25 protein-coding genes and 1 pseudogene are annotated in these 20,032 nt (G+C 61.8%); 18 read left to right on the forward strand and 8 right to left on the reverse strand.

The features are described from left to right. The 4 genes from FJ471_RS28965 to FJ471_RS28980 all read left to right on the forward strand — a co-directional run. Nucleotides 1–280, forward strand: a 280-nt coding sequence (locus FJ471_RS28965; RefSeq protein ID WP_140808372.1) for an NIPSNAP family protein, incomplete at its 5' end; no start/stop codon positions are given. Between the two features lies 1 nt (nucleotide 281). Then, entirely contained in the window at nucleotides 282–1,148 is an 867-nt protein-coding gene (locus tag FJ471_RS28970) for a hypothetical protein (protein ID WP_140808374.1), read from the forward strand. A 1-nt stretch (nucleotide 1,149) separates the two neighbouring features. Then, nucleotides 1,150–2,073, forward strand: a complete 924-nt coding sequence (locus FJ471_RS28975; protein WP_181179810.1) for a 3-hydroxyacyl-CoA dehydrogenase NAD-binding domain-containing protein — start codon at nucleotides 1,150–1,152, stop codon at nucleotides 2,071–2,073. A gap of 24 nt (nucleotides 2,074–2,097) precedes the next feature. Beyond that, the gene (locus FJ471_RS28980) at nucleotides 2,098–2,847 is read left to right on the forward strand and encodes an SDR family oxidoreductase (RefSeq protein ID WP_140808379.1); all 750 of its coding nucleotides are present in this window, start codon (nucleotides 2,098–2,100) and stop codon (nucleotides 2,845–2,847) included. A gap of 20 nt (nucleotides 2,848–2,867) precedes the next feature. Here the strand turns inward: FJ471_RS28980 and FJ471_RS28985 are convergent, their stop codons facing one another. Continuing rightward, complete coding sequence (locus FJ471_RS28985; protein WP_140808381.1) at nucleotides 2,868–3,629, reverse strand: NAD(P)-binding domain-containing protein; 762 nt, start codon at nucleotides 3,627–3,629, stop codon at nucleotides 2,868–2,870. Nucleotides 3,630–3,733: 104 nt separating this feature from the next. Between FJ471_RS28985 and FJ471_RS28990 the strand changes: the two genes are divergently transcribed. The 7 genes from FJ471_RS28990 (at nucleotide 3,734) to FJ471_RS29020 (ending at nucleotide 10,628) form a co-directional block, all read left to right on the forward strand. Continuing rightward, nucleotides 3,734–4,507 carry a GntR family transcriptional regulator gene (locus FJ471_RS28990; RefSeq protein WP_140808383.1) on the forward strand — a complete coding sequence of 258 codons (774 nt, stop codon included), beginning with the start codon at nucleotides 3,734–3,736 and terminating at the stop codon, nucleotides 4,505–4,507. A 141-nt stretch (nucleotides 4,508–4,648) separates the two neighbouring features. Continuing rightward, nucleotides 4,649–5,761, forward strand: a complete 1,113-nt coding sequence (locus FJ471_RS28995; protein ID WP_140808385.1) for a branched-chain amino acid ABC transporter substrate-binding protein — start codon at nucleotides 4,649–4,651, stop codon at nucleotides 5,759–5,761. Nucleotides 5,762–5,900: 139 nt separating this feature from the next. Next, on the forward strand, nucleotides 5,901–6,851 hold the full coding sequence (locus FJ471_RS29000) for a branched-chain amino acid ABC transporter permease (protein WP_224667227.1): 951 nt from the start codon (nucleotides 5,901–5,903) through the stop codon (nucleotides 6,849–6,851). Next, nucleotides 6,851–7,846, forward strand: a complete 996-nt coding sequence (locus FJ471_RS29005; protein ID WP_140808387.1) for a branched-chain amino acid ABC transporter permease — start codon at nucleotides 6,851–6,853, stop codon at nucleotides 7,844–7,846. Before FJ471_RS29000 ends, FJ471_RS29005 begins: the two co-directional genes overlap by 1 nt. Next, nucleotides 7,843–8,673 (forward strand): ABC transporter ATP-binding protein, encoded by an 831-nt coding sequence (locus tag FJ471_RS29010; protein WP_140808389.1) that lies wholly within the window; start codon nucleotides 7,843–7,845, stop codon nucleotides 8,671–8,673. The genes FJ471_RS29005 and FJ471_RS29010 overlap by 4 nt, the downstream gene beginning before the upstream one ends. Next, nucleotides 8,597–9,346, forward strand: coding sequence for an ABC transporter ATP-binding protein (locus FJ471_RS29015; RefSeq protein ID WP_140808391.1), 750 nt, complete (start codon nucleotides 8,597–8,599; stop codon nucleotides 9,344–9,346). Before FJ471_RS29010 ends, FJ471_RS29015 begins: the two co-directional genes overlap by 77 nt. Continuing rightward, entirely contained in the window at nucleotides 9,339–10,628 is a 1,290-nt protein-coding gene (locus tag FJ471_RS29020; RefSeq protein ID WP_140808393.1) for an FAD-dependent oxidoreductase, read from the forward strand. The genes FJ471_RS29015 and FJ471_RS29020 overlap by 8 nt, the downstream gene beginning before the upstream one ends. A gap of 63 nt (nucleotides 10,629–10,691) precedes the next feature. On the opposite strand, the gene FJ471_RS29025 is transcribed toward FJ471_RS29020, so the two are convergent. Further along, the gene (locus FJ471_RS29025; protein ID WP_140808395.1) at nucleotides 10,692–11,006 is read right to left on the reverse strand and encodes a DUF982 domain-containing protein; all 315 of its coding nucleotides are present in this window, start codon (nucleotides 11,004–11,006) and stop codon (nucleotides 10,692–10,694) included. After that, complete coding sequence (locus FJ471_RS29030) at nucleotides 11,003–11,308, reverse strand: DUF982 domain-containing protein (protein ID WP_140808400.1); 306 nt, start codon at nucleotides 11,306–11,308, stop codon at nucleotides 11,003–11,005. Before FJ471_RS29030 ends, FJ471_RS29025 begins: the two co-directional genes overlap by 4 nt. Before the next feature lie 514 nt (nucleotides 11,309–11,822). Between FJ471_RS29030 and FJ471_RS29035 the strand changes: the two genes are divergently transcribed. Next, nucleotides 11,823–13,925 (forward strand): catalase, encoded by a 2,103-nt coding sequence (locus tag FJ471_RS29035; RefSeq protein WP_140808423.1) that lies wholly within the window; start codon nucleotides 11,823–11,825, stop codon nucleotides 13,923–13,925. Between the two features lie 41 nt (nucleotides 13,926–13,966). Here the strand turns inward: FJ471_RS29035 and FJ471_RS29040 are convergent. Both FJ471_RS29040 and FJ471_RS29045 read right to left on the reverse strand, forming a co-directional pair. Then, nucleotides 13,967–15,202, reverse strand: a pseudogene (locus FJ471_RS29040) (divalent metal cation transporter); the annotation flags it as partial. Then, the gene (locus FJ471_RS29045) at nucleotides 15,199–15,525 is read right to left on the reverse strand and encodes a DUF982 domain-containing protein (protein ID WP_181179812.1); all 327 of its coding nucleotides are present in this window, start codon (nucleotides 15,523–15,525) and stop codon (nucleotides 15,199–15,201) included. The pseudogene FJ471_RS29040 and the gene FJ471_RS29045, both read right to left, overlap by 4 nt. A gap of 127 nt (nucleotides 15,526–15,652) precedes the next feature. On the opposite strand from FJ471_RS29045, the gene FJ471_RS29050 reads away from it, so the two are divergent. The 3 genes from FJ471_RS29050 to FJ471_RS29060 are packed head-to-tail and all read left to right on the forward strand — an operon-like array spanning nucleotide 15,653 to nucleotide 17,284. Beyond that, entirely contained in the window at nucleotides 15,653–16,192 is a 540-nt protein-coding gene (locus FJ471_RS29050; protein ID WP_140808404.1) for an inorganic diphosphatase, read from the forward strand. 2 nt (nucleotides 16,193–16,194) lie between these two features. Next, nucleotides 16,195–16,791 (forward strand): isochorismatase family cysteine hydrolase, encoded by a 597-nt coding sequence (locus FJ471_RS29055; protein ID WP_140808431.1) that lies wholly within the window; start codon nucleotides 16,195–16,197, stop codon nucleotides 16,789–16,791. 37 nt (nucleotides 16,792–16,828) lie between these two features. Next, on the forward strand, nucleotides 16,829–17,284 hold the full coding sequence (locus FJ471_RS29060) for a GFA family protein (RefSeq protein WP_140808406.1): 456 nt from the start codon (nucleotides 16,829–16,831) through the stop codon (nucleotides 17,282–17,284). Between the two features lie 40 nt (nucleotides 17,285–17,324). On the opposite strand, the gene FJ471_RS29065 is transcribed toward FJ471_RS29060, so the two are convergent. Beyond that, complete coding sequence (locus FJ471_RS29065; protein WP_140808408.1) at nucleotides 17,325–17,831, reverse strand: ferritin-like domain-containing protein; 507 nt, start codon at nucleotides 17,829–17,831, stop codon at nucleotides 17,325–17,327. A gap of 59 nt (nucleotides 17,832–17,890) precedes the next feature. Next, nucleotides 17,891–18,091: a KGG domain-containing protein gene (locus FJ471_RS29070; protein WP_140808410.1), complete on the reverse strand. Its 201-nt coding sequence runs from the start codon at nucleotides 18,089–18,091 to the stop codon at nucleotides 17,891–17,893. Nucleotides 18,092–18,428: 337 nt separating this feature from the next. Here FJ471_RS29070 and FJ471_RS29075 point away from each other — a divergent pair, with 337 nt between their 5' ends. From FJ471_RS29075 to FJ471_RS29085, 3 genes are read left to right on the forward strand one after another with little or no spacing between them, the layout of a single operon-like run. Beyond that, on the forward strand, nucleotides 18,429–18,746 hold the full coding sequence (locus tag FJ471_RS29075; RefSeq protein ID WP_140808412.1) for a plasmid stabilization protein: 318 nt from the start codon (nucleotides 18,429–18,431) through the stop codon (nucleotides 18,744–18,746). After that, entirely contained in the window at nucleotides 18,724–18,921 is a 198-nt protein-coding gene (locus FJ471_RS29080; protein WP_140808414.1) for a hypothetical protein, read from the forward strand. Before FJ471_RS29075 ends, FJ471_RS29080 begins: the two co-directional genes overlap by 23 nt. A 57-nt stretch (nucleotides 18,922–18,978) precedes the next feature. Further along, complete coding sequence (locus tag FJ471_RS29085; protein WP_140808416.1) at nucleotides 18,979–19,803, forward strand: Ku protein; 825 nt, start codon at nucleotides 18,979–18,981, stop codon at nucleotides 19,801–19,803. On the opposite strand, the gene FJ471_RS34965 is transcribed toward FJ471_RS29085, so the two are convergent. Then, nucleotides 19,800–20,032: hypothetical protein (locus tag FJ471_RS34965; RefSeq protein WP_181179814.1), on the reverse strand; the 233-nt coding region annotated here is incomplete at its 5' end. The genes FJ471_RS29085 and FJ471_RS34965 overlap by 4 nt on opposite strands.

The raw sequence follows: 20,032 nt of genomic DNA on the forward strand, positions 1-20,032 counted from the left end.
GTCCCATTTCCTCAAGCTCTACGAGGATGTCGGCCTGCCCATGCAGCGGCATTATCTGGGAGAGCCTTTCGGCTTCTTCCAAACCCACATCGGCGATCTCTCCCGGACCGTGCACTTGTGGAAATACGAGAGCCTTGCCGACCGTGAGGAGCGTCGCGACCGCATGGAAGCAGACCCGGAATGGCAAGCCTATCGGCGCAAGGTGATCGAGACGGACTATCTCCTCGACATGCACAACCAGATCCTGAAGCCGGTTTCGTTCTTCAACCCCGGCAAGTGACATGCAGCTCGTTTTCTCGGCCGAGGGCAAGGTCTGGCCTATCCAACTGAACGGCGACGCTCTGCGCACCCGCCGCTCGCTGCTGGCCGCCCTGCCCCTGCGTTTGCAGTTGCACACGCCCAAGATCGCCGGCAGCCATATCTACTGGCACGCCCCCTTCGTCGAGGACGTGGAGGGCGCGACCCATGTGCTCGACGCCAAGGCGGGGGCCTTCATCTACTGGCCGGTGCGGCAGTTCCTGGAAATCACCTTCGCACCGCTCCAGGCCGAGACGGCGGAGATCACCGTGCTCGGCCATCTCGATGCGCCGGTCGAGGGCATCGCGGAGCTCGCCGCGGTGCTCAAGCGGGAACAGGGACGCCGCGTCATCGACGGGACCTTGGCGCTGGCCGACGGAGGGACTGGGGAGGCGCCGCCGGCATCGACGCTTGCACACGACATCGTGGCCGGACGCAAGGTGATCTGGGACCGCATGCCCGACGACATAGCCCGTATCACCGCTTCGCGGGCCATCATGCATCCCGCCGGACCGGTCTTCACGGCTGAGGCGGAGGCGCGCGTCCTGCACGAACTGCTCTGGTGGATCCGCTCCGAGCGGGCAAGCGTCGACGAGGCGGTGCTGCGCCAGACGGCGGCGCTTGCGCTGAACAAGGCGGCTACGCGGCTGCGAGACTTCTGCCATCTCGAGGAGACGCCGTCGCTGCTGTTTCGTCTCGAGAGGGCGATGGAGGAGCAAGTGCCTTTCGACCCGCTTATCAATGAGGCGATCCTCGTCGCCGGCCGTATCGGCGCCTGGCTCGACCTGCTCATCCCATGGAACGACCTCAACGAGGCATTCCGTGCCGCGCTCGATGGAGGAAGGGTCTGAAATGGACAAACTGACCATCGGCGTCGTCGGGTTCGGCGTCATCGGGCAGCGCTGGGCGGCTTGCTTTGCCCATGCTGGTCACGACGTGCGCGTATATGATCCGGCGGAGCGGCGAGAGACAGTCCTCAACGAAGTCCTCCCGGCGCTTGCGGCAGACCTGGACGGCTTGAAGGGCCCCGCGCCCGCGACGGGGGCAATCAGGCTTTTCCCGACGATGGCCGAGACGCTCGAAGGCGTCGACTTCGTGCAGGAGAACGGTCCGGAAGACCTGTCGCTCAAACGGCGGCTGCTTGCCGAGATCGAAGACCATATCGGCGACGAGGTCATCGTCGCCTCTTCCTCCTCCGCGCTGCTCGTCTCCGACATCCAGGCCGAGTGCCGAGTGCCTGGCCGCATCGTGCTTGGTCATCCGTTCAACCCGGCGCATCTGATGCCGCTCGTCGAGATCGTCGGCGGCAGGGCGACCGATCCGCAGGCAATCGCGCGGGCGCGCGCCGTCTACGAAGACGTCGGCAAGAAGCCGGTCACGCTCAACAGGGAAGTGACGGGCCATATCGCCCTGCGCCTGATGGGCGCGATGTGGCGCGAAGCCATAGCCTTGGTGCGCGACGGCGTCGCGTCGGTCGAGGACATCGATCGGGCATTCATGTACGGACCAGGACCGAAATGGACGTTGCAGGGCTCATTCATTTCCAACAGCCTCAATGCCGACGGCATCGAGGACTTCCTGCGCAAATACGGTCCCACCTATCAGGCCATCTGGGATACGCTGCTCGAGGCCAGGCTCGACGCCGACACGATCCGGGCGGTTTCGGCGTCGACGGGCGCTGCCACGCATGGCCGCGGCCCCGAGGAACTCAGGGCAGCGCGGGACGCCGGGCTGGTTGGCATCCTGAGGACGGTCGCCGAACACGGCGCGCTTTGATCATAGCAGCTTGGGAGGACGCGCATGGACTATCGCACCGCTCTCGTCACCGGAGCCTCCAAAGGCATCGGCGCGGCGATCGTTGAGAGTCTCGTGGCGGAAGGGCTGACGGTTTATGCGCTGGCGCGCAGCAACGACGCGCTGCTTGCCTTGCGGGAGCGGCTTGGGCCGCAGATCAAGCCCATTGCAACCGACGTTCGCGATGGCGAAGCAATCATGTCCGCGCTGGGCACCGCCGAAATCGACGTGCTGGTCAACAATGCCGGCGGCTTGGCGACGGTGCGCCCCTTGCATGAACAAAGCGCCGAAGAGACGGCGGAGGTGGTGGAACTGAATCTCACCGCGCCGCTGCAACTCATCCGCCTTCTCCTACCCGGTATGATCGCGCGCAAGCGCGGCCACATCTTCACCCTGACCAGCACGGCGGCCAGCGGTATCTTTGCCGGTACGACAGCCTATGGCGCGGCAAAGGCCGGCCTGTCGCAAGCGGGCCGCATCCTGCGCTTCGATCTTGCAGGCACCGGCGTGAGGCTGACCGAAATCGCACCTGGACGCGTCGAGACGGATTTCTACCTCAAGGCCTTTGACGGAGACCGCGAAGACCTGCGCAAGCGCATGTATTGCGAGCAGCGGCCATTGCGCCCGGCCGACATTGCCGCCGCGCTTGTTTCAGCGCTGCGGATGCCTGACCATGTCGACATCGCGGAATTGACCATCGCGCCAAGCGAACAGGCGGCCGGGGGCCAGAAATACCCACCGCCGCCGCTACGATGACTAGCCTCGCATAGCCGCTTCTATGTATCGGCAGGCCCGCCGGTCAGCTTCGCGAGAACCGCCATGCAGGCCTCCTCCCAGGCCATCGGCACCTCGCGCGCCGAGAGAACCTGCAGTCCCCGTTCGGTGATCCCACCCGGCGTCACCAATTCCTGCAGCATCCGCTCCATCGGGTCTCCCTTTTCGGCGATCAGTCGCCCAGCCGCCACGAAGGTCCCTGCCGCTAGCCGGCGAGCCGCCGTGGGATCGAGGCCTTGGGCACTCGACCATTCCGCCGTCCTGCGGATGAGGTCCTGTGCCCAGCCGTAGACCGCGGCACTGACCGTCGCGACCTCGAAATCCCTCTCGCTGGAGAGTGCTATCGGGGGGCCTAACCGGTCCAGCACCGCCCTCGCCTGCTCCACGTCGGGATAGTAGACCGTCGGACTGGCCTCGATCTCGGAAGCAGTGAGCGGCATGGCGCGAACGATGCGCGCCGGCGCGACATCCAGACCGGCCAGCGGCACGCCGGCGCAAACCGATATCACGGTCTGCCCCTTTCGCCACGGCAAGCCGCTGACTGCCTCCGGCGCATGGATGGGCCGCACAGCGAGCAGGACGACATCGGAAAACTCAACGAGTTCGCGATTGTCGGCGGCGAGCCGAAAGCCGTGCTGGAGCGCAAGGGCCGCGGCCTTACCGCGTGGAGACAGGATGATTGCCGCTGGATCCAACCCGGACCGCAGAAACCCGGTCAGCATGGAAGTGGCCAGATGCCCGACGCCAAGAATGCCAATGATCATTTCCTTCCCCCCGAAGCGCCGCTTGCCATTCGTATGAACTTGCGAAAGAAGTGTGAGCCGCAAAGTGTCGACACAATCTGCAGACAAATCCGATTGGAACTTTCATGACCGAACGAGTTGAGGGCGACGCCGGCAGCGATCAGCCCGCCATGAACGAGGCCGAAACGCGACGCAGCGCCGACAGCAGCGAACGTGCCTATCTCACGATCCGCAAGCATCTCGTGGAGTTCACGCTCAAGCCCGGCGAGCGCATCAATGAGGTCCAGCTTTCGCGCAGCCTGGGTGTCTCGCGCACGCCAATCCGCGAGGCGTTGAACCGGCTCGCCTCCGAAGGCTTTGTTTCGCTCACACCCAATCGCGGCTTCTTCGTAAGGAGCCTCAGCACCGAAGGCCTGCTCGATCTCTATGAGCTGCGCTCCATCATTGAATGCGCCGCTTTCAAGCTGATGTGCGAGCGCGCCGAAGACCGCGAAATCGATCGGCTGCGGGAATATTGGGAGGCGATCGTCGACGGCTACCGAGACCAGCCGGCCGATATCATTCTGGCTGAGGACGAAGGCTTCCATCTGCTCATCGCCGAGCTCTCGGGAAATCCCGAACTTGTCGCGCAGCTCGCCTCCATCAATGCGCGCATCCGCTTCATCCGCCGTATCCAGATCGAGCACCCTTCGCACGACAAGGCGCAAGTCACCTTCCACTCCGGGATCGTCGCCGCCGCCGTCAAACGAGATGCCGAGGAAGGCATGAAACTGTTGCGCGAACATATCGAAATGACCGTCTCCGCCACACAGCAGGCGCTCAAGGACGCGCTGCTCAAGGTTTTTGCGCCCGACAATGCCGCCGATTTGAAGCGTCGCCGAAAGGTCCGCGATGCCTAATCGGTATCTGACCACAAGATTGAACGCAATAGTGTCGACACTTTCTTGACTGCCACTCCTTTGTCTGCTTCGATGCGCTGGCAAAGAGGGGAGAAGACCGGAACGGCCGCCCTCACGTGACAGCAGATAAGGGGAACCTTCATGAGAAAACTTACCGCCGCGCTCCTTCTCGGCGCCTCACTCTTCGCGGCACCCGCCATGGCGGAGCAGATAACCATCGGCATGGCCGCGCCGCTTTCTGGCCCACAGGCGTATTTCGGCAATACCTGGCACAACGGCTTCAAGCTCTACGTCGACAAACTGAACGCGAATGGCGGCGTCAACGGCGTCACCATTGCCTACGACCAGCAGGACGACAAAGCCGACCCGCGCGAGGGAACGCTCGTCGCCCAGAAGTTCTGCGACAACGACAAGGTCGTGCTCGGTCTTGTGAATTTCAATTCCGGCGTTGCCCAGTCGACGCTGCCGATCTACGAGGACTGCTCGCTGCCCACCATGACCTTCGGCTCGAACCCGTCGCTGACCAAACAGGGCTACAAGTTCATGGTGCGCCCCGTCGCCAACGACCTGGCCGGCGCGCTGTTGCCGGCTGAATACGCCTTAGGCAAGCTCGGCGCGAAGACCGCCGTCATCGTCAACGACAAGCAGGTCTTCGGACAGGGGATTTCCGAGATATTCGCCAAGAACTTCGAAGCGGGCGGCGGCAAGGTCCTTGATACCCTGGCGGTTGCACCGACCGACGTCGACTTCACCGCCGTGCTGGCCCAGATCAAGACCAAAAAGCCGGACGCGATCTATCTTGGCGCCGTGATGCCGCAGCTTGCGCTGTTCGCCAAGCAGATGCACGAACAGGGTATAACCGCGGCGCTGATGGTCCCGGACGGCGGCTATACCCCGGACCTTATCAAGCAGGCCGGCGAGGCCAATGTCCAGGGCACGCTTGTCGCCATCCAGGTCCCGCCGATGGACGCTTCCCCCGAGATCGCGGATTTCGCCAAGCTCTATAAGGCCAAGTATGGCGAGGATGCCGGGCCATATTCGATCTACGGCTATGTGCAGGGCCAAATCCTCGAGCAGGTGCTCAAGACGACCAAGGGCCTTACGCGCGAGGACATGAACACCGCGCTCCATGCGGTCAAGGTCAAGACCGCGGTGGGCGAACTGGAGTTCGACGACACCGGCGAACTCAAGGTGGCCCCGTCGTATCTTTACAAGGTCGAGGGCTCGGACTTCAAACTGGCCGGCCAGAAATAGGCATGCGCCGGAGTCGCTTGCCTCGGCGGCGGTCTTCTTGCTTGTTTGCGGCCGCGCTCCACGGAAGCGCGGCCGTGCCGATTGTTCCTTTCCCCGGCTGCGCCAGCCGCGCGGAACCTATTGCATAGGATGCCGGCCCATGCTGGGAAGCCTCATCCAACAAACAGTCAATGCCCTGACGATCGGCTCCATCTACGCGCTGATCGCTCTGGGTTACACGATGGTCTACGGTGTGCTGCGCATGATCAATTTCGCCCATGGCGAAATGTTCATGCTCGGCGCCTACGTGGCTTTCCTTGTGCTCAGCATGTTGATCGGCACCGTGGGCGCCGCCGGCGCCATTGCGCTCGCCGCGGCCTTCGTCATCGCCATCTTCCTGGTGGGTGTCATCGGTGTCGGCATCGAGAGGGTTGCCTACAAGCCCTTGAGGAATTCCACCCGACTCGCGCCGATGCTCTCCTCGCTCGGCGTATCGCTCTCGCTGGTCACCGGCATCCAGATCCTTGCCGGCCCACAGCCCGTCGCCTTTCCGAGCTTCTTTCCAGTCGTCCGATACCAGGTGCTTGGCGGCACCATCACCTCCATGCAGATCGGCATCCTGATCGCGGCCTTCGCACTGATGTTCGGCCTGCAATTCCTCGTCAACCGCAGCCGTATCGGCATCATCGTCCGGGCCGTGTCGGAAAGCCGACCGACAGCTCAGCTCCTGGGCATAAACGTCAACGGCGCGATCTCGATGGTGTTCTTCGTCGGGCCGCTGCTGGGCGCGGCGGGCGGTATCCTCTATGCCAGCTACTACGGCATCATGACGCCGACGATGGGCGCCGTCATCGGCCTGAAGGCCTTCACCGCCGCGATCCTCGGCGGCATCGGCTCGATTCCCGGCGCCATGTTGGGCGCCTTCATCCTCGCTTTCGTCGAGGTCGGCGGAACGGCGCTGCTGCCCGTGATCACGCATGGCATGCTCGGCACCGAATACCGCGACGTGCTCTCCTTCGCGATCCTCATACTCGTGCTTCTGATCCGCCCCGCCGGCATACTGGGCGAAGCCGTGTCCGAGGAAAGCATCGTGTACAAGAGGGAGTTCTGATGTCCGTCGCCGAAACCCTGACCGCAGCCAAGCCGCATTCGGGCCGGGCCATTTCGTTCCTCGTTTTTGCTATCGCGATCGCGCTCATCGCGGCGAGCCCCTTCCTGCCCAACTACTATGTCCGCGTCATCAACAGCCTGCTGATCTACATTCTGCTCGGCATCGGGCTCAACATCGTGATCGGCTACACCGGCCTGCTCGATCTGGGCTTCGTCGCCTTCTACGCGGTTGGCGCTTACAGCTACGCGCTGCTTGCCAGCCCGCAACTCGACCTGCATTGGCCTTTCCTGGCGATACTCCCGGTCGCAGCCTGCCTCGGCGCGGCCACCGGCATACTGCTCGGCATACCGGTGCTCCGATTGCGCGGCGACTATCTCGCCATCGTCACGCTCGGCTTCGGCGAGATCATCCGCATCATCATCAACAATCTCGACTGGCTCACGGGCGGCCCCAAGGGGATAGCGCGCCTCGACAAGGCCTCGATCCTTGGCATTCAAGTTGCCCGCCCGATCGATTTCTTCTGGCTGCTGCTCATCACCGTGCTCGTGGCCGGCGTGCTGGTCTGGCGTCTGGAGCGTTCCATCCTCGGCAAGGCCTGGGCCGCCATCCGCGAGGATCAGGACGCCGCACGCGGCATAGGCATAAACACGACCAACGCCAAGCTTGCCGCCTTCGCCACGTCCGCGACGATCGGCTCGATCGCGGGAGCGATCTTCGCCGCCTCCCAGCGCTTCGTCAGCCCGGAGAGCTTCACGCTCCAGGAATCGGTTCTGATCGTGCTGATGATCGTGATCGGCGGCATCGGCAACATTCTGGGCATCGTGGCGGGCGCAGCGATCCTGATGCTATTGCCGGAGGTGCTGCGTGAATTCGCCGAATGGCGCATCCTCTTCCTCGGCCTGTTGATGATCTTCCTGATCATCGTGCGCCCGGCCGGCATCGTCCCGCGCAGCTTCGGGCCGGACAAGCTCATCCGGAGGCTTTTCGGCAAATGACCCTGGTCTTCGACAAGCTGCGAAAGCAATATGGGCAGGTGGTCGCCATCGACGACGTGACGACCTCCTTCGCCCCCGGGCTCATCCACGGCTTGATCGGACCGAACGGCGCGGGCAAGTCGACGCTCATCAACATGACCGCCGGCTCCTACAGTGTCTCCTCGGGATCGATCGCCCTCGACGGCAAGCGCCTAGACACGCTCAAGAAATACCAGATCGCGAATTCCAGAGTGGCCCGCACCTACCAAAACATCCGCCTCTTCGACCAGATGACGGTGCTCGAGAATCTGGAAGTATGCTTCTATCCGGCCGATGTCGGCGGCACTTGGAAGGAAGTGGTGTGGCCGCCCTATGCATCGGCCAGACGTGAAAAGCGACGCGAGAAATGCATGGACATTCTGCGTTTCTTCGACCTGCAAGGCTATGCGGAGACCGATGCCGGAAGCCTTCCCTACGGCCGCCAGCGCATGCTGGAAATCGCCCGCGCCCTGGTGTGCGAACCGCGTGTGCTGCTGCTCGACGAGCCAGCCGCTGGTCTCAACCACCACGAGACGGCGGAACTGACCGCAAGGCTGGCCGCCCAGCGCGTACCCGACCGGATCACGATCGTCGTGGAGCACGACATGGATCTGGTCATGAAGCTTTGCGACAACATCATCGTCATGCATCACGGCAAGCTGCTCTTCCAGGGCACGCCCGCCGAGGTCCAGGCGAGCCCCGACGTCCAACTCGCCTATCTGGGAACCGCCAATGACATCGACGAAATCCGGGCCGCTGCTCAGGATCGCCGGGCTCAGCTCGGGATACGGGCGCGTCGGCGTTCTTGAAAACATCGATATCGAGGTCGATCCAAACGAGATCGTCGTCGTGCTTGGTCCGAACGGCGCGGGCAAGACGACGTTGCTCAACTCCATCTCCGGCGTCGCACGGCCGAGCGCTGGCTCGATTACCTTCGAGGGGCGCGACATCACCGGTATGCGTCCAGAGCAGGTCGTGCGCCTCGGCATCACCCATTGCCCGGAAGGCCGCCAGATCTTCCAGCGGCTGACGGTCGAGGAGAATCTTGTCGCCGCTCACATCCGCCGAGCGGGTAAGAGCTTTGAGGCGCTGCGCGCCGAGGCGTTCGATCTCTTCCCGGTGCTCAAGGAGCGCCGCAACAGCATAGCGAGCCGGATGTCGGGCGGACAGCAGCAGATGCTGGCAATCGGCCGCGCACTGATGGCCGAACCGAAGCTGCTGATGCTCGACGAGCCGTCCCTTGGCCTCGCCCCCAAGATCGTCCACCAGATATTCCGCATCATCCTGGACCTGTCGCGCAACGGCATCTCTATCCTGCTCGTCGAGCAAAACGTCCAGCTCGCGCTGGAATGCGGCGACTACGCCTATCTTCTGAACACTGGCAAGGTGAAGCTTCACGGGCCGGCACAGGAGATAGCCGAGCACTCCGCGCTGAGCGAGCATTACCTTGGCGGCGTCACCGGGACTGTCCTTCATGTTTGAGGTCGACTGGAAGACGCCGCATCTGTGGCGCAAGACCGCCATTTCACGACAGACGGCGCCTGCGCTCGGAGGCGACGCGAAGGCCGACGTGCTGGTTGTCGGCGGCGGTTTCACCGGCATGGCCGCGGCGCTTGGCGCGCGCGACAGCGGGGTCGACGTCGTCCTGCTCGAAGGCAACGAGATCGGATCGGCCGCCTCCGGCCGCAACAACGGCCTTGTCATCTCGCATCATTCGAAGGCATCGCCTTCGGAATTCGAGGCTGTCTACGGCAAGACCGTCGGCACGCGCTACAACCGCATGGTGGCGGACGCCGCAGGCGTCGCCTTCGGTCTGATGCAGCGCTTCAATATCGATGCCCATCAGGTACAGGAAGGCTGGATCCAGCCCGCCCACACCGAGGCTACCCTCGCCCGCGCCCGTCAGTTCCACGACGAGTGGAAAGCCTTCGGCGCGGATGTCTCCTGGCTTGATCGCGCAGAGGTCAGCGCTCGCATCGGCAGCCCCTATCTCGGCGGTTGGAAGGTCCACAATTCGGGCCACATCAATCCGTTCGCCATGACAATCGGTCTCGCCGCCGCCCTGGAACGCGAAGGCGTGACCATCCATGAGAACTCCCGTGCGACTAGGATCGAACGCCTGCGAGGCGGCTGGCGCGTCTTCACCGGATCGGGAAGCGTCAGCGCGCCCCAGGTGATCCTCGCGACCAACGCGCTGACCGGCGACATCTGGCCGGGCCTGAAGAAGACGCTGGTGCCCTTCAAGGTCTTCCAGGCTGCGACCGCTCCGTTGTCCGATGAATTGCGCGCCGGAATTCTTGTCGGCAACCCGGCCGTGTCCGACATGCGCCAGGACCTTCGTTACTTCCATTACGACCGCGACAACCGGCTGGTCAGCGGCGGCACGCATACGTTCTGGTTGAATGAGGCCGACCGCGGCCGCGCCAAGGTCTCGCATATGCTCGGCAAGGCATTCCAAGCCTTCGGCGGCGAGCCCGAGATAGTGGAGTACTGGCACGGCACCTTCGCGGTGGTGCCCGACCGCAGACCTCGCCTCTACCGGTTGGCTCCGGGGCTTGTGTTCGGCGGCGTATATTCGGGCCGCGGCGTAGCGCTTTCGATGTCGCTCGGCCAGGAGATCGGCCGCTGGGCGGCGGGCCGCCGCACCGACGAGCAGATGTCGCTGCCGGTCACCAACATGAAGCCGATTCCGTTTCATCCGATCGCGGTGCAAATCGCCAACCGCACGCATGCATGGAACCGTTTTCGGGATCGCCGCTCGTAAGACACAGAGTGGCTATGAACATTCCAGGAGGCTGTCCATTCGGCCCTGGAGCGGTTCAGCGTTTCACAGAATCGCCGCACCGCTCGGGCGGAAACCCGCTACGCAGTTTCTTGGGGATTGCTCGACCAGGATGTCCTTCCTCCTGGCGAACTGAACGAAGATGCCTCGCGCAGTCTCGGCGTCGATCTCACCCGCCAACGCAGCTTTGCAGGCGCGGATCGCAGCTTTCTGTTCCGGGCTATTCCCACACCAGTCGATGACGAACTGGTAGGCATCCACCACGGAATTCAATTGACGAGGGAAGCCAAGTCCGACCCATACGCGGACGGGCTTTCGAAAGGTTGGGAAAGCATCGTTTTCCTCCTTCCTACCAGTCATGCGGGTGACCCGCCGGCGTGGCCAGGTTTAGCGCCGACCATCCAAGGCACCGTTGTGGAGACATCCTCAATAATTTTTGCCGATCGCGCGAACCCGGCGAATGCGTCGCGTGCAACGGTCGATGGAATGTATCCGTCGAAGGCCCGCTGGCATGCCCGCTTCGCTGTTTCATAGATCACGCCGCGCCGGTGTCGAGGCCATTCGTCGAGCAAGTCGAATGCGTCCTCAAGACACGCTATTTCTTGAACGAGCCCTTCTGCGACTCTCACGAATACGGGGCTGTCGAATGTCCTATCGCTCATCTTAACCTCCAATTCCTTGAACGATTTCAGACGGTTGAAGTATGGTCGCCTCAAGTCGGAGCGACCCGAAAAAATATATGTGAAATCCGATTTTCAGCGTCAAGGCCCGTCGAGAGACATTTCAGATCTGTACCTGGGCATCACCAAATCTCGATCAAAGCCTCTATCGCTACCGATCTCTCTCGTGTCGAGGAAGATACCCCTCGCCCTCACCGACGATCCCACCGTCGCGGATGGCGTCAGCGGCCACTCACCAATCAGCTTGGCAGTTTCAGCGATTTTTCGGCGAACCGGCATGCCTTTTAAATACGCTCCAACATTTCACGCCAATGAAAATGAACGACCAGCCGGAGCTTCCGGAACAAACACCGCAGGCGCTTGTTAGACGCCAGCGATGCTCCCGATGACGACGTTGAGAGGGAACGCAGCCGCGTCGCATATCAATGCGCCCAATCAAAATAACCCCGGCCGCCGCGTGCGGAGCGGGATTTGCATCAGATCAGGAGCATCCCATATGGCAAAGCCCTCGCGCAGCTCGAACAGCAAAGCTGTCGTTCACGATCAGAAACTTGGCCGCGGCAATGGCGGCGAATTGCACCAGATAGCCGAGGGCGACACGCCGCTGTTGACGACGGCGCAAGGCGGACCTGTATCGGACGATCAGAACTCGCTGAAGATCGGCGATCGTGGGCCCACCGTGCTCGAGGACTTTCATTTCCGGGAGAAGATTTTCCATTTCGACCATGAGCGTATTCCGGAGCGCGTGGTGCACGCTCGCGGCTATGGCGCCCACGGCTTCTTTGAGACTTACGAGCCGTTGGCGAAGTACACGCGCGCCGACATCTTCCAACGCGCCGGCGAGAAGACGCCGGCCTTCGTCCGCTTTTCGACCGTCGCCGGCAGCAAAGGCTCGTTCGATCTCGCCCGAGATGTCCGCGGCTTCGCGGTGAAGCTCTACACCAAGGAAGGAAACTGGGACATCGTCGGCAACAACATCCCGGTGTTCTTCATCCAGGATGCGATAAAGTTCCCGGACATGGTCCATGCGGTCAAGGAAGAACCGGACCGGGCCTTCCCGCAGGCGCAATCGGCGCATGACAATTTCTGGGACTTCATCAGCCTGACGCCGGAATCCATGCACATGATCATGTGGGTGATGTCGGATCGGGCGATCCCCCGCTCCTTCCGGTTCATGGAAGGTTTCGGCGTTCACACCTTCCGGTTCGTCAATGCCAAGGACGAATCCACATTCGTCAAGTTTCACTGGAAGCCGAAGCTCGGACTTCAATCGGTCGTCTGGAACGAGGCAGTCAAGATCAACGGCGCCGATCCCGACTTCCACCGCCGCGATCTATGGCAGTCCATCCAGGCGGGCAACTTCCCGGAGTGGGAGTTGCGCGTCCAGCTCTTCGACCAGGAGTTCGCCGACAGCTTCGATTTCGACATACTGGATCCGACCAAGATCATTCCCGAGGAGATCATCGAGCCGATGCCGGTTGGGCGACTGGTCCTCGACCGGATGCCCGACAACTTTTTCGCCGAGACGGAACAGGTAGCGTTTATGACGCAGAACGTGCCACCCGGCGTCGACTTCTCAAACGACCCTCTGCTGCAAGGTCGCAACTTCTCCTATCTCGATACCCAACTGAAACGGCTTGGCAGCGCCAACTTCACGCACCTTCCGATCAACGCGCCGAAGTGCCCGTTCCACCATTTCCAACAGGACGGACATATGGCAATGCGCAATCCCACCGGTCGCGCGAACTATCAGCCGAATTCGTGGGGCGAAGGCCCGAGAGAGTCGCCGGACCGCGGTTTCCGCTCTTTCGCCGACGCCGAGAGTGGCCAGAAGCAGCGCATACGGGCTGAGAGTTTTGCCGACCACTACAGCCAGGCGAGGCAATTCTTCAACAGTCAGACCGAGCCGGAGCAACGCCATATCGCGATGGCCCTGACCTTTGAGCTGAGCAAGGTTGAAATGCCGATCATCCGTGAGCGGATGGTGTCGCATTTGCTGAACATCGACAACGGACTTGCCGAAACCGTCGCCGACAAGTTGGGGATGAAAGACCTGCCCAAGCCGGCCGATGCCGCGGTGCGGCCGCGCGACGACCTTGAGCTATCCCCGGCCCTCAGCATCATCGAGAATGGACCCGACAGCTTCGCCGGCCGGAAGGTCGGAGTGCTCGTGGCCAACGGGGTAGATCCCAAGCTTCTCAAGAAACTGCAATCTGGCATCGAGACCGAAGGCGCGGTCATGGAGGTCATCGCGCCAAAGGTCGGCGGTGTGGAGGCCGCCGACGGCAGCTGGATCGAGGCCAAGCACATGATCGACGGCGGGCCGTCCGTCCTGTTCGACGCGGTGGCGCTGCTGCTCACCGAAGAAGCGGCACAGCACCTGACGGCGGAAGCAGCGGCTCGCGATTTCGTCGCCGATGCCTTCGCCCATTGCAAATACATCGCTTTCACGTCGGGAGCGACGCCACTGTTTGCTAAGGCTGGCATTGAACCCGATGAGGGCATGATCGAGCTTGGCGGCGCTGATACGATCGACACCTTCATCGAGGCCTGCAGAAAGCTTCGTCTTTGGGCTCGAGAACTGGGGACCAAGCTGTGACCTATGCCACCCATTGGGCAACTAGGCCTGCCACGCAAAAGGCCCATGGCCACCGTCGAGATCCAGCCTAACGAGCGCAGCCAGCCTTGGACAAGGAACTCGCCCGTGATGTCGGCGCGCGCCGCCATCAGCATCATCACGACCATGACCGGAACAGATCCCGTTGATGATGTCACTCCAGTAGAGGGCATTGATAGGGTCGATCGGGGTGAACATGATTCCGGTTCCCAGCACCGTGGCCGCCGCAAGCGTGCCGTAAAACGCCACGGCCTCCTTGGGCTTGCGTGCGAGCCCGACTTTCCACTGCAGCGCTTCTCCCACACCGAAGGCAGCCGACCCCGCGAGCACCGGAACGGCCAACAGGCCGGTTCCGATGATCCCTGCCGAGAAGATCACGAAGGCAAATTTGCCGGCTACAGGCTCCAGCGCCTTTGCAGCATCCGTGGACGACGAGATATCCATCACACCTGCCCTGTGCAGCGTGGCGGCCGTCGTGAAGATAATGGCGATCGCGATAAGGTTGGAGAGCGCCATTCCGACCAGCGTTCGGCGCGAATGCGTTGAAAGGCTTGCGACGCTTGCCACGGAGCCCATTTCAAGGGCTGCGCAGCCGGGTCCTGCTTTTCCTCTTCCACCTCCTGCGAGGCCTGCCAGAAGAAAAGATAGGGAGAGATGGTCGTTCCCAGGATTGCAAGCAACGTGGTGAAGAAAGTGCCGTTCCATTCGACATGCGGGATCAGCAACCCTTTGGCCGCCTCAATCCACGGTACCTTGGCCGCAAACATGGCAGCGACATAGGCGAATAGGCTGAGAGTAGTCCATTTGAGGATTTTGACGTAGCGGCTGTACTTCAGAAAAACGATCGCCGCCACGCTGATCATCGCAAAGGCCAGCACATAGAGCGAGCTGGGCCCTCCAACGAGAAGCTTCAGCGCATCCGCCATCGCGCTCAGATCGGCGCCGATGTTGATGACATTGGCGACGAAAAGCAGGACCACGACAGAATAGAGCAGCACCCGCGGATAATGGCGATAGAGATTTCCGGAGATGCCTCTACCCGTTGTGCGCCCGATCCGACCAGCGATTTAAAAAGCATCGTCCAGCCGATATTGAACCCGAGCTGCGCCGGCCTGGCTGTAGGTCCCTATTCCCGACGGGTCGTCATCGGAAGCGCCGGTGATGAAGCCGGGTCCGATCGTACGAAGGAAACGTTGAAACGGGCCTTTGGCAACTTTGCTGCTCTGGTCACGCTCCACCGAAGCGCTTGTGTCTGTCATTTCAGTGCGCCCGCATCGGGGTCCGGCGAAACCACCATCGATTCCCCGGCGAGGGAATCGAGCACCTGCAGGGCGGCGCTCCGACTGGTGTCCATCAGCAGGCGCTGCTGTCCCGCCGCTATCCGGTAGGCTTCGAAAGCAACGCGGGGCGCGCAGTCACCAGCCATGGCCTTTCCCAGCAAGTCCGCAGCCCTGACATAATCGTTGGATGCTCGGTTCGGCCACCGCTTGCCGAGCGTGGCCGCAGCCTCGGCAAGATTGCAGACAACGGTCGGCTGGCTGCTGCCGGGGAATTTGACGGTGAGAGGCAGAAAGTCAGGCATGGGCGCACTCCGCTGTAGCGCAAAGTGAACGCGCCGGCCGGCAACGGGTTTCTTGGCGCTGCCGAAAAAGATGGAACTTTTCTCGCGCTGGCGCGTGCTATACCGGCAATCGGTCGGAACATGCGCCATGACCAATCTTCTGAAGCTTCCCACAATGTCGGGCGATTTTTTCCGGATGGTGGTCGAGACGCCGAGGGGCTCGGCGGCTAAGCTCGCCTACGTACCGAAAGAAGGCGTTTTTCAATACTCGCGACCGCTGCCTGTCGGGAACACTTACCCCTTCGACTGGGGCTTCATTCCATCGACCTTGGGTGAGGATGGCGATCCCCTGGATGGCATGGTGATCCATCAGGCCGCGACCGCGCCCGGCGTCGTGATCAAATGCGAATTGCTCGGCGCATTGCGCATCAAGCAGAAGGATCGCGATGGCAACGAAATCCGAAACGACCGCTATATCTTCTGCCCGCATAAGGAGGACGCGCCCGATGAACCCGTTGCCGCCGACCATGTCCCGGACGAACTGCGCCGCGAGATAGAGCAGTTCTTCTTTTCATCGGTCCTCGGCACCGGCAAGAAGATAAAGCTGAAGGGCTGGCAGAGCGCCAGCAAGGCGGCCATTTCGTTGCGCAAGGGCATGAAAGCTTTCCGCCGTCGGCGGCCGAGTTGACCATGACGGTTGAGCGGCCCCTTTCCGACAGAACAGCGCATGTCTGCGTCGACATGCAAAAGATGTTCATGCCGCCCGGCCCTTGGGCCGTGAGCTGGTTGCCGGCGACGTTGCCGATGGTGATCCGTCTCGTCGAAAAGGACCCGAGCCGAACGGTGTTCACCCGTTTCATCCCCGCCCGAAGACCGGGCGATGGCCACGGTATGTGGCGCAGCTATTTCCACCGCTGGCAGGAGATGACCTTGGAAAGAGCCGGCAATGGGATCATCGAACTGGCGCCGCCGTTGGACTCGTTCGTCCCTCCCGCCAGGACTTTCGATAAGCCAGTGTATTCGCCCTGGTTCGGCGGAGATTTGGCCCGGGCCTTCCTTTCCGAGGAGATCGACACACTCGTCATCAGCGGCGGCGAAGCCGATATGTGCGTTCTCGCGACCGTCATGGGCGCGATCGACCTGGGATTCCGCGTCGTGCTTGCAGAGGACGCGATTTGCAGCACGTCCGACGTCGCCTACGAAAACATCCTAAAGCTGTTCAACGAGCGCTATTCGCATCACGTCGAGGTGGGGTCGGTCGAGGAGATCCTCGATTGGTGGAAGTAAGAAGAGCTCGCGGCTGGGCAAGGCATGAGGAGGCTTCATGAGAGACCGGATCGAGAAAGGATCGTGTTTCTGCGGGAAGGTTATGGCGGAAGCCCACGGAGAGCCGTTTTGGGTCAACTACGATCATGACGATGATTGCAGGAAGGCGCTCGGCAGCCCGCTCACTATCTGGATCGGCTACAAGCAGGAGCAAATCCGCTTCGGCGGTCAAGCGCCCAAAACTTTCAGCAAGACGTCCGGTGTCGTCAGAAGCTTCTGCGAGGAATGTGGATCCTCGATCGGCTATGTCGATGAAGGTTTGGCCAATGAATATTGGCTGACCATCGGATTCATGGATCATCCCGAGCGCTTCAAGCCGGCGGTGCATGCTTTCTGGTCGATGAAGTTGCCGTGGGTCGAATTCGCGGACGACTTGCCCCGCCTGCGGAGATATAGCCGACCACGGGACCCCGCCATTGGCGATCCCAGCAGTCGGATGAAAGACGATCGCTGAGAAAATCCGCGCCGCCCGGATGAGCGGCGCGGGTAAGTGCTCAAGCCGCTTGCAGAGCCCGTTCGTTGGCTTCGCCCTCGCCAAGTTGGCTCAGCGCCTCGTCAGTCGCCGATTCCTGCTCAAGGGTTTCACGCAACAGCGGCAGGGCATCCTTCATGCCCAGCTGTTCCGCCCAGGCGATCAGCGTGCTGTAGCGCGCGATCTCATAGTGCTCGACCGCCTGCGCGGCGCCTACAAGCCCCGCGTCCAGCGCCGGCGAATCCTTGTATTGCTCGAGGATTTCCGATCCTTCCTCAAGGATGCCGTCGATGGCCGGGCAGGTCTTGCCCCTGGCAGCCTTGCCGAGTTGCTCGAAGATCTGCTCCAGCCGGTCGACCTGACCTTCGGTCTCCGCGAGGTGCTTCTCGAAGGCGGCGCTGAGCTGCTCCGATTCCGCGGCCTTGGCAAGCTTCGGCAAGGTCTTCAGGATTTTCTTCTCGGCGTAGTAAATGTCTTTCAGGCCGTCCATGAACAGGCTTTCCAGCCCATTGCCGTTGGTCTTCGGCATTTCTTGTCTCCTTCCGTTGAAAACCCGACCGGCGCCCCTGGGCGCCGCCGATACGAGATTCAGGACTGTCCGCCTTTGCGGCCGGCTTCGGATGCCTTCTCGCGATCGTCGGCGAAATTGCCGTCGCGCTGCTGTCCGCCGCGCTGGTTTTCGTCCGCCTGCTGCTGGCCGGAACGCTGGCGGTTGTTGTCGTCAGTTCTCTTGTGACTCTGCTGGCCGGCCTTCGCATGGTCTTCGTGGCTTCCACCTTGGTTGGGCATGGATATCTCCGTGGTTTGTTGGGATGCTGTCCCGCGCCTCTTCCAACCTCAAAAGATGGCAGGCGTTCCCCGCGAAATATTTCGTGATGCTTCCGATCGAGTGCGGGGGTACATTCCCAGCCAAACCGGTGGAACATTATAGTTGACCCGGGGTTCGGCGAGCTGTGACGTTCATCCTCCCGAGACGTCACCTTAAGCGAGGCTGCCCGGCGAACCCCGGCCGGGCAGCCTCGCTGTCCGGCGACAGGCCAAGCTTCCACGGATTTTATCCCGCCTTGGAACCCTTCAGCGTCACGCCGGTTAGACGAGTCTGCCTGGAAACCAACAGGAGATTCTGATGCCACGTGGCGACAAATCCAAATACACCGGCAAGCAGGAGCGAAAGGCCGATCACATTGCCGAGGGCTACGAAAAGCGCGGCGTTTCCGAGAAGGAAGCCGAGCGGCGCGCTTGGGCGACCGTGAACAAGGACGACGGCGGCGGCAAGAAAGAAGGTGGTTCGGGTCGTGGCAAGCACACCGGCCATCCCGCCGCGCACAAGGGTGGTAAGAAGGGTGGCTCGGCGTCGGCGAACCGGTCGGCCGCAGAGCGTTCGGCTTCAGCCAATAAGGCCGCCAAAACGCGGGCTAGCCGTGAGCATCATGCTTCCCATTGAGGCCCTGGCCAAGCCTGAGAACCTCGAAGACAGCATAGCAGTGGCGGAGCGGGCCAGATGCATCTTGTTGCTGCGTGAGCGGGCGAGGTCATACGAAGAGAAGAAACTCTTTCACCTGTCGCGGGCGCTCACCTCGATTGCCGAGGAAATTGGCGGCTATTCGATTTGTCCCTGACAAAGACGTCCGTTGGCGCAAGCTGGCGGACGCTCGCATTTGCCGAAAGGATTGGCCATGGCGGCGCCACGCGCGGTTTGGAAAGGCTTCTTGAAAGTGGGATCCGTCTCGTGCGGCGTGAAGCTTGTGGGTGCTACGAGCAAGGCCGGCAAGATCCATTTCAAGATCCTCAACCGGCAAGACGGACTTCCCGTGAAGAGCGCCTATGTCGACGAAGAAACGGGCGACGTCGTTGACGCCGCCGACCAGACCAAGGGTTATGAGCTGGAGAAGGGCGATTTCATCGAGATCGAGCCCGATGAGATCAAGAAGCTGAAGCTGAGCTCTGCCCACACGCTCGAGGTCGAGAGCTTCGTCGCGATCGACGACGTCGACACTCGTTATCTCGAAAAGCCCTACTATGTCATTCCGGCGGACGGGGCGGCGCTGGAGGTGTTTTCGGTGTTGCGCGAGGCCATGGCGAAGAAGCGCGGCGCGGCGCGGTCCTGCGTGGTGCTTTACCAGCGCGGCCGGGAGGTTCTGGTACAGCCTTTCGGCAAAGGCATGTTGCTCACGGAACTCAGAACGCACAATGAGATGGCGTCGGAAAAGACCGTTCTCGATGATCTGACGAACCCGAAATATGACGACGACCTGCTGGAGATCGCGGGGCTGCTTATCGACAAGAAGGTCACGAAACTCGATCCATCGAAATTCGAAGATACCTACGAAGATGCGTTGATCGCGATGATCGACGCGAAACGCAAGGGTAAGAAGCCTCCCAAAGCCGCGACGAGGCCGAAAGAAAACGTCGTCGACCTCGCCTCCATTCTTCGCAAAAGCTTGGCCAAGGAAGGCATCGCGCGCAAGGGCGCAGCCAAGCCGCAAAGGAAATCCGCTTAGGCAATCATAGGACGCTCGGAGAAGGAACAGGTATGACCAGAATAGCCGCTGCGAAAACCGATACATCCAAATCGGCCGCCCACCAGCGAAACGTGCAGCGTGAAGTTGACGCCACCGATCGCCGCAAGGCGAAGCCGCAACCGCAGGGCGCGATGCAGGCCGGCGCGCGCCGGTATCCCGTTCCGCCTTTCCCGAAGCAGCATCATGCCAAGCCCGGCGAGGAATGGGC

This window comes from Mesorhizobium sp. B2-7-1, from assembly GCF_006440735.1.
Classification (GTDB): domain Bacteria; phylum Pseudomonadota; class Alphaproteobacteria; order Rhizobiales; family Rhizobiaceae; genus Mesorhizobium.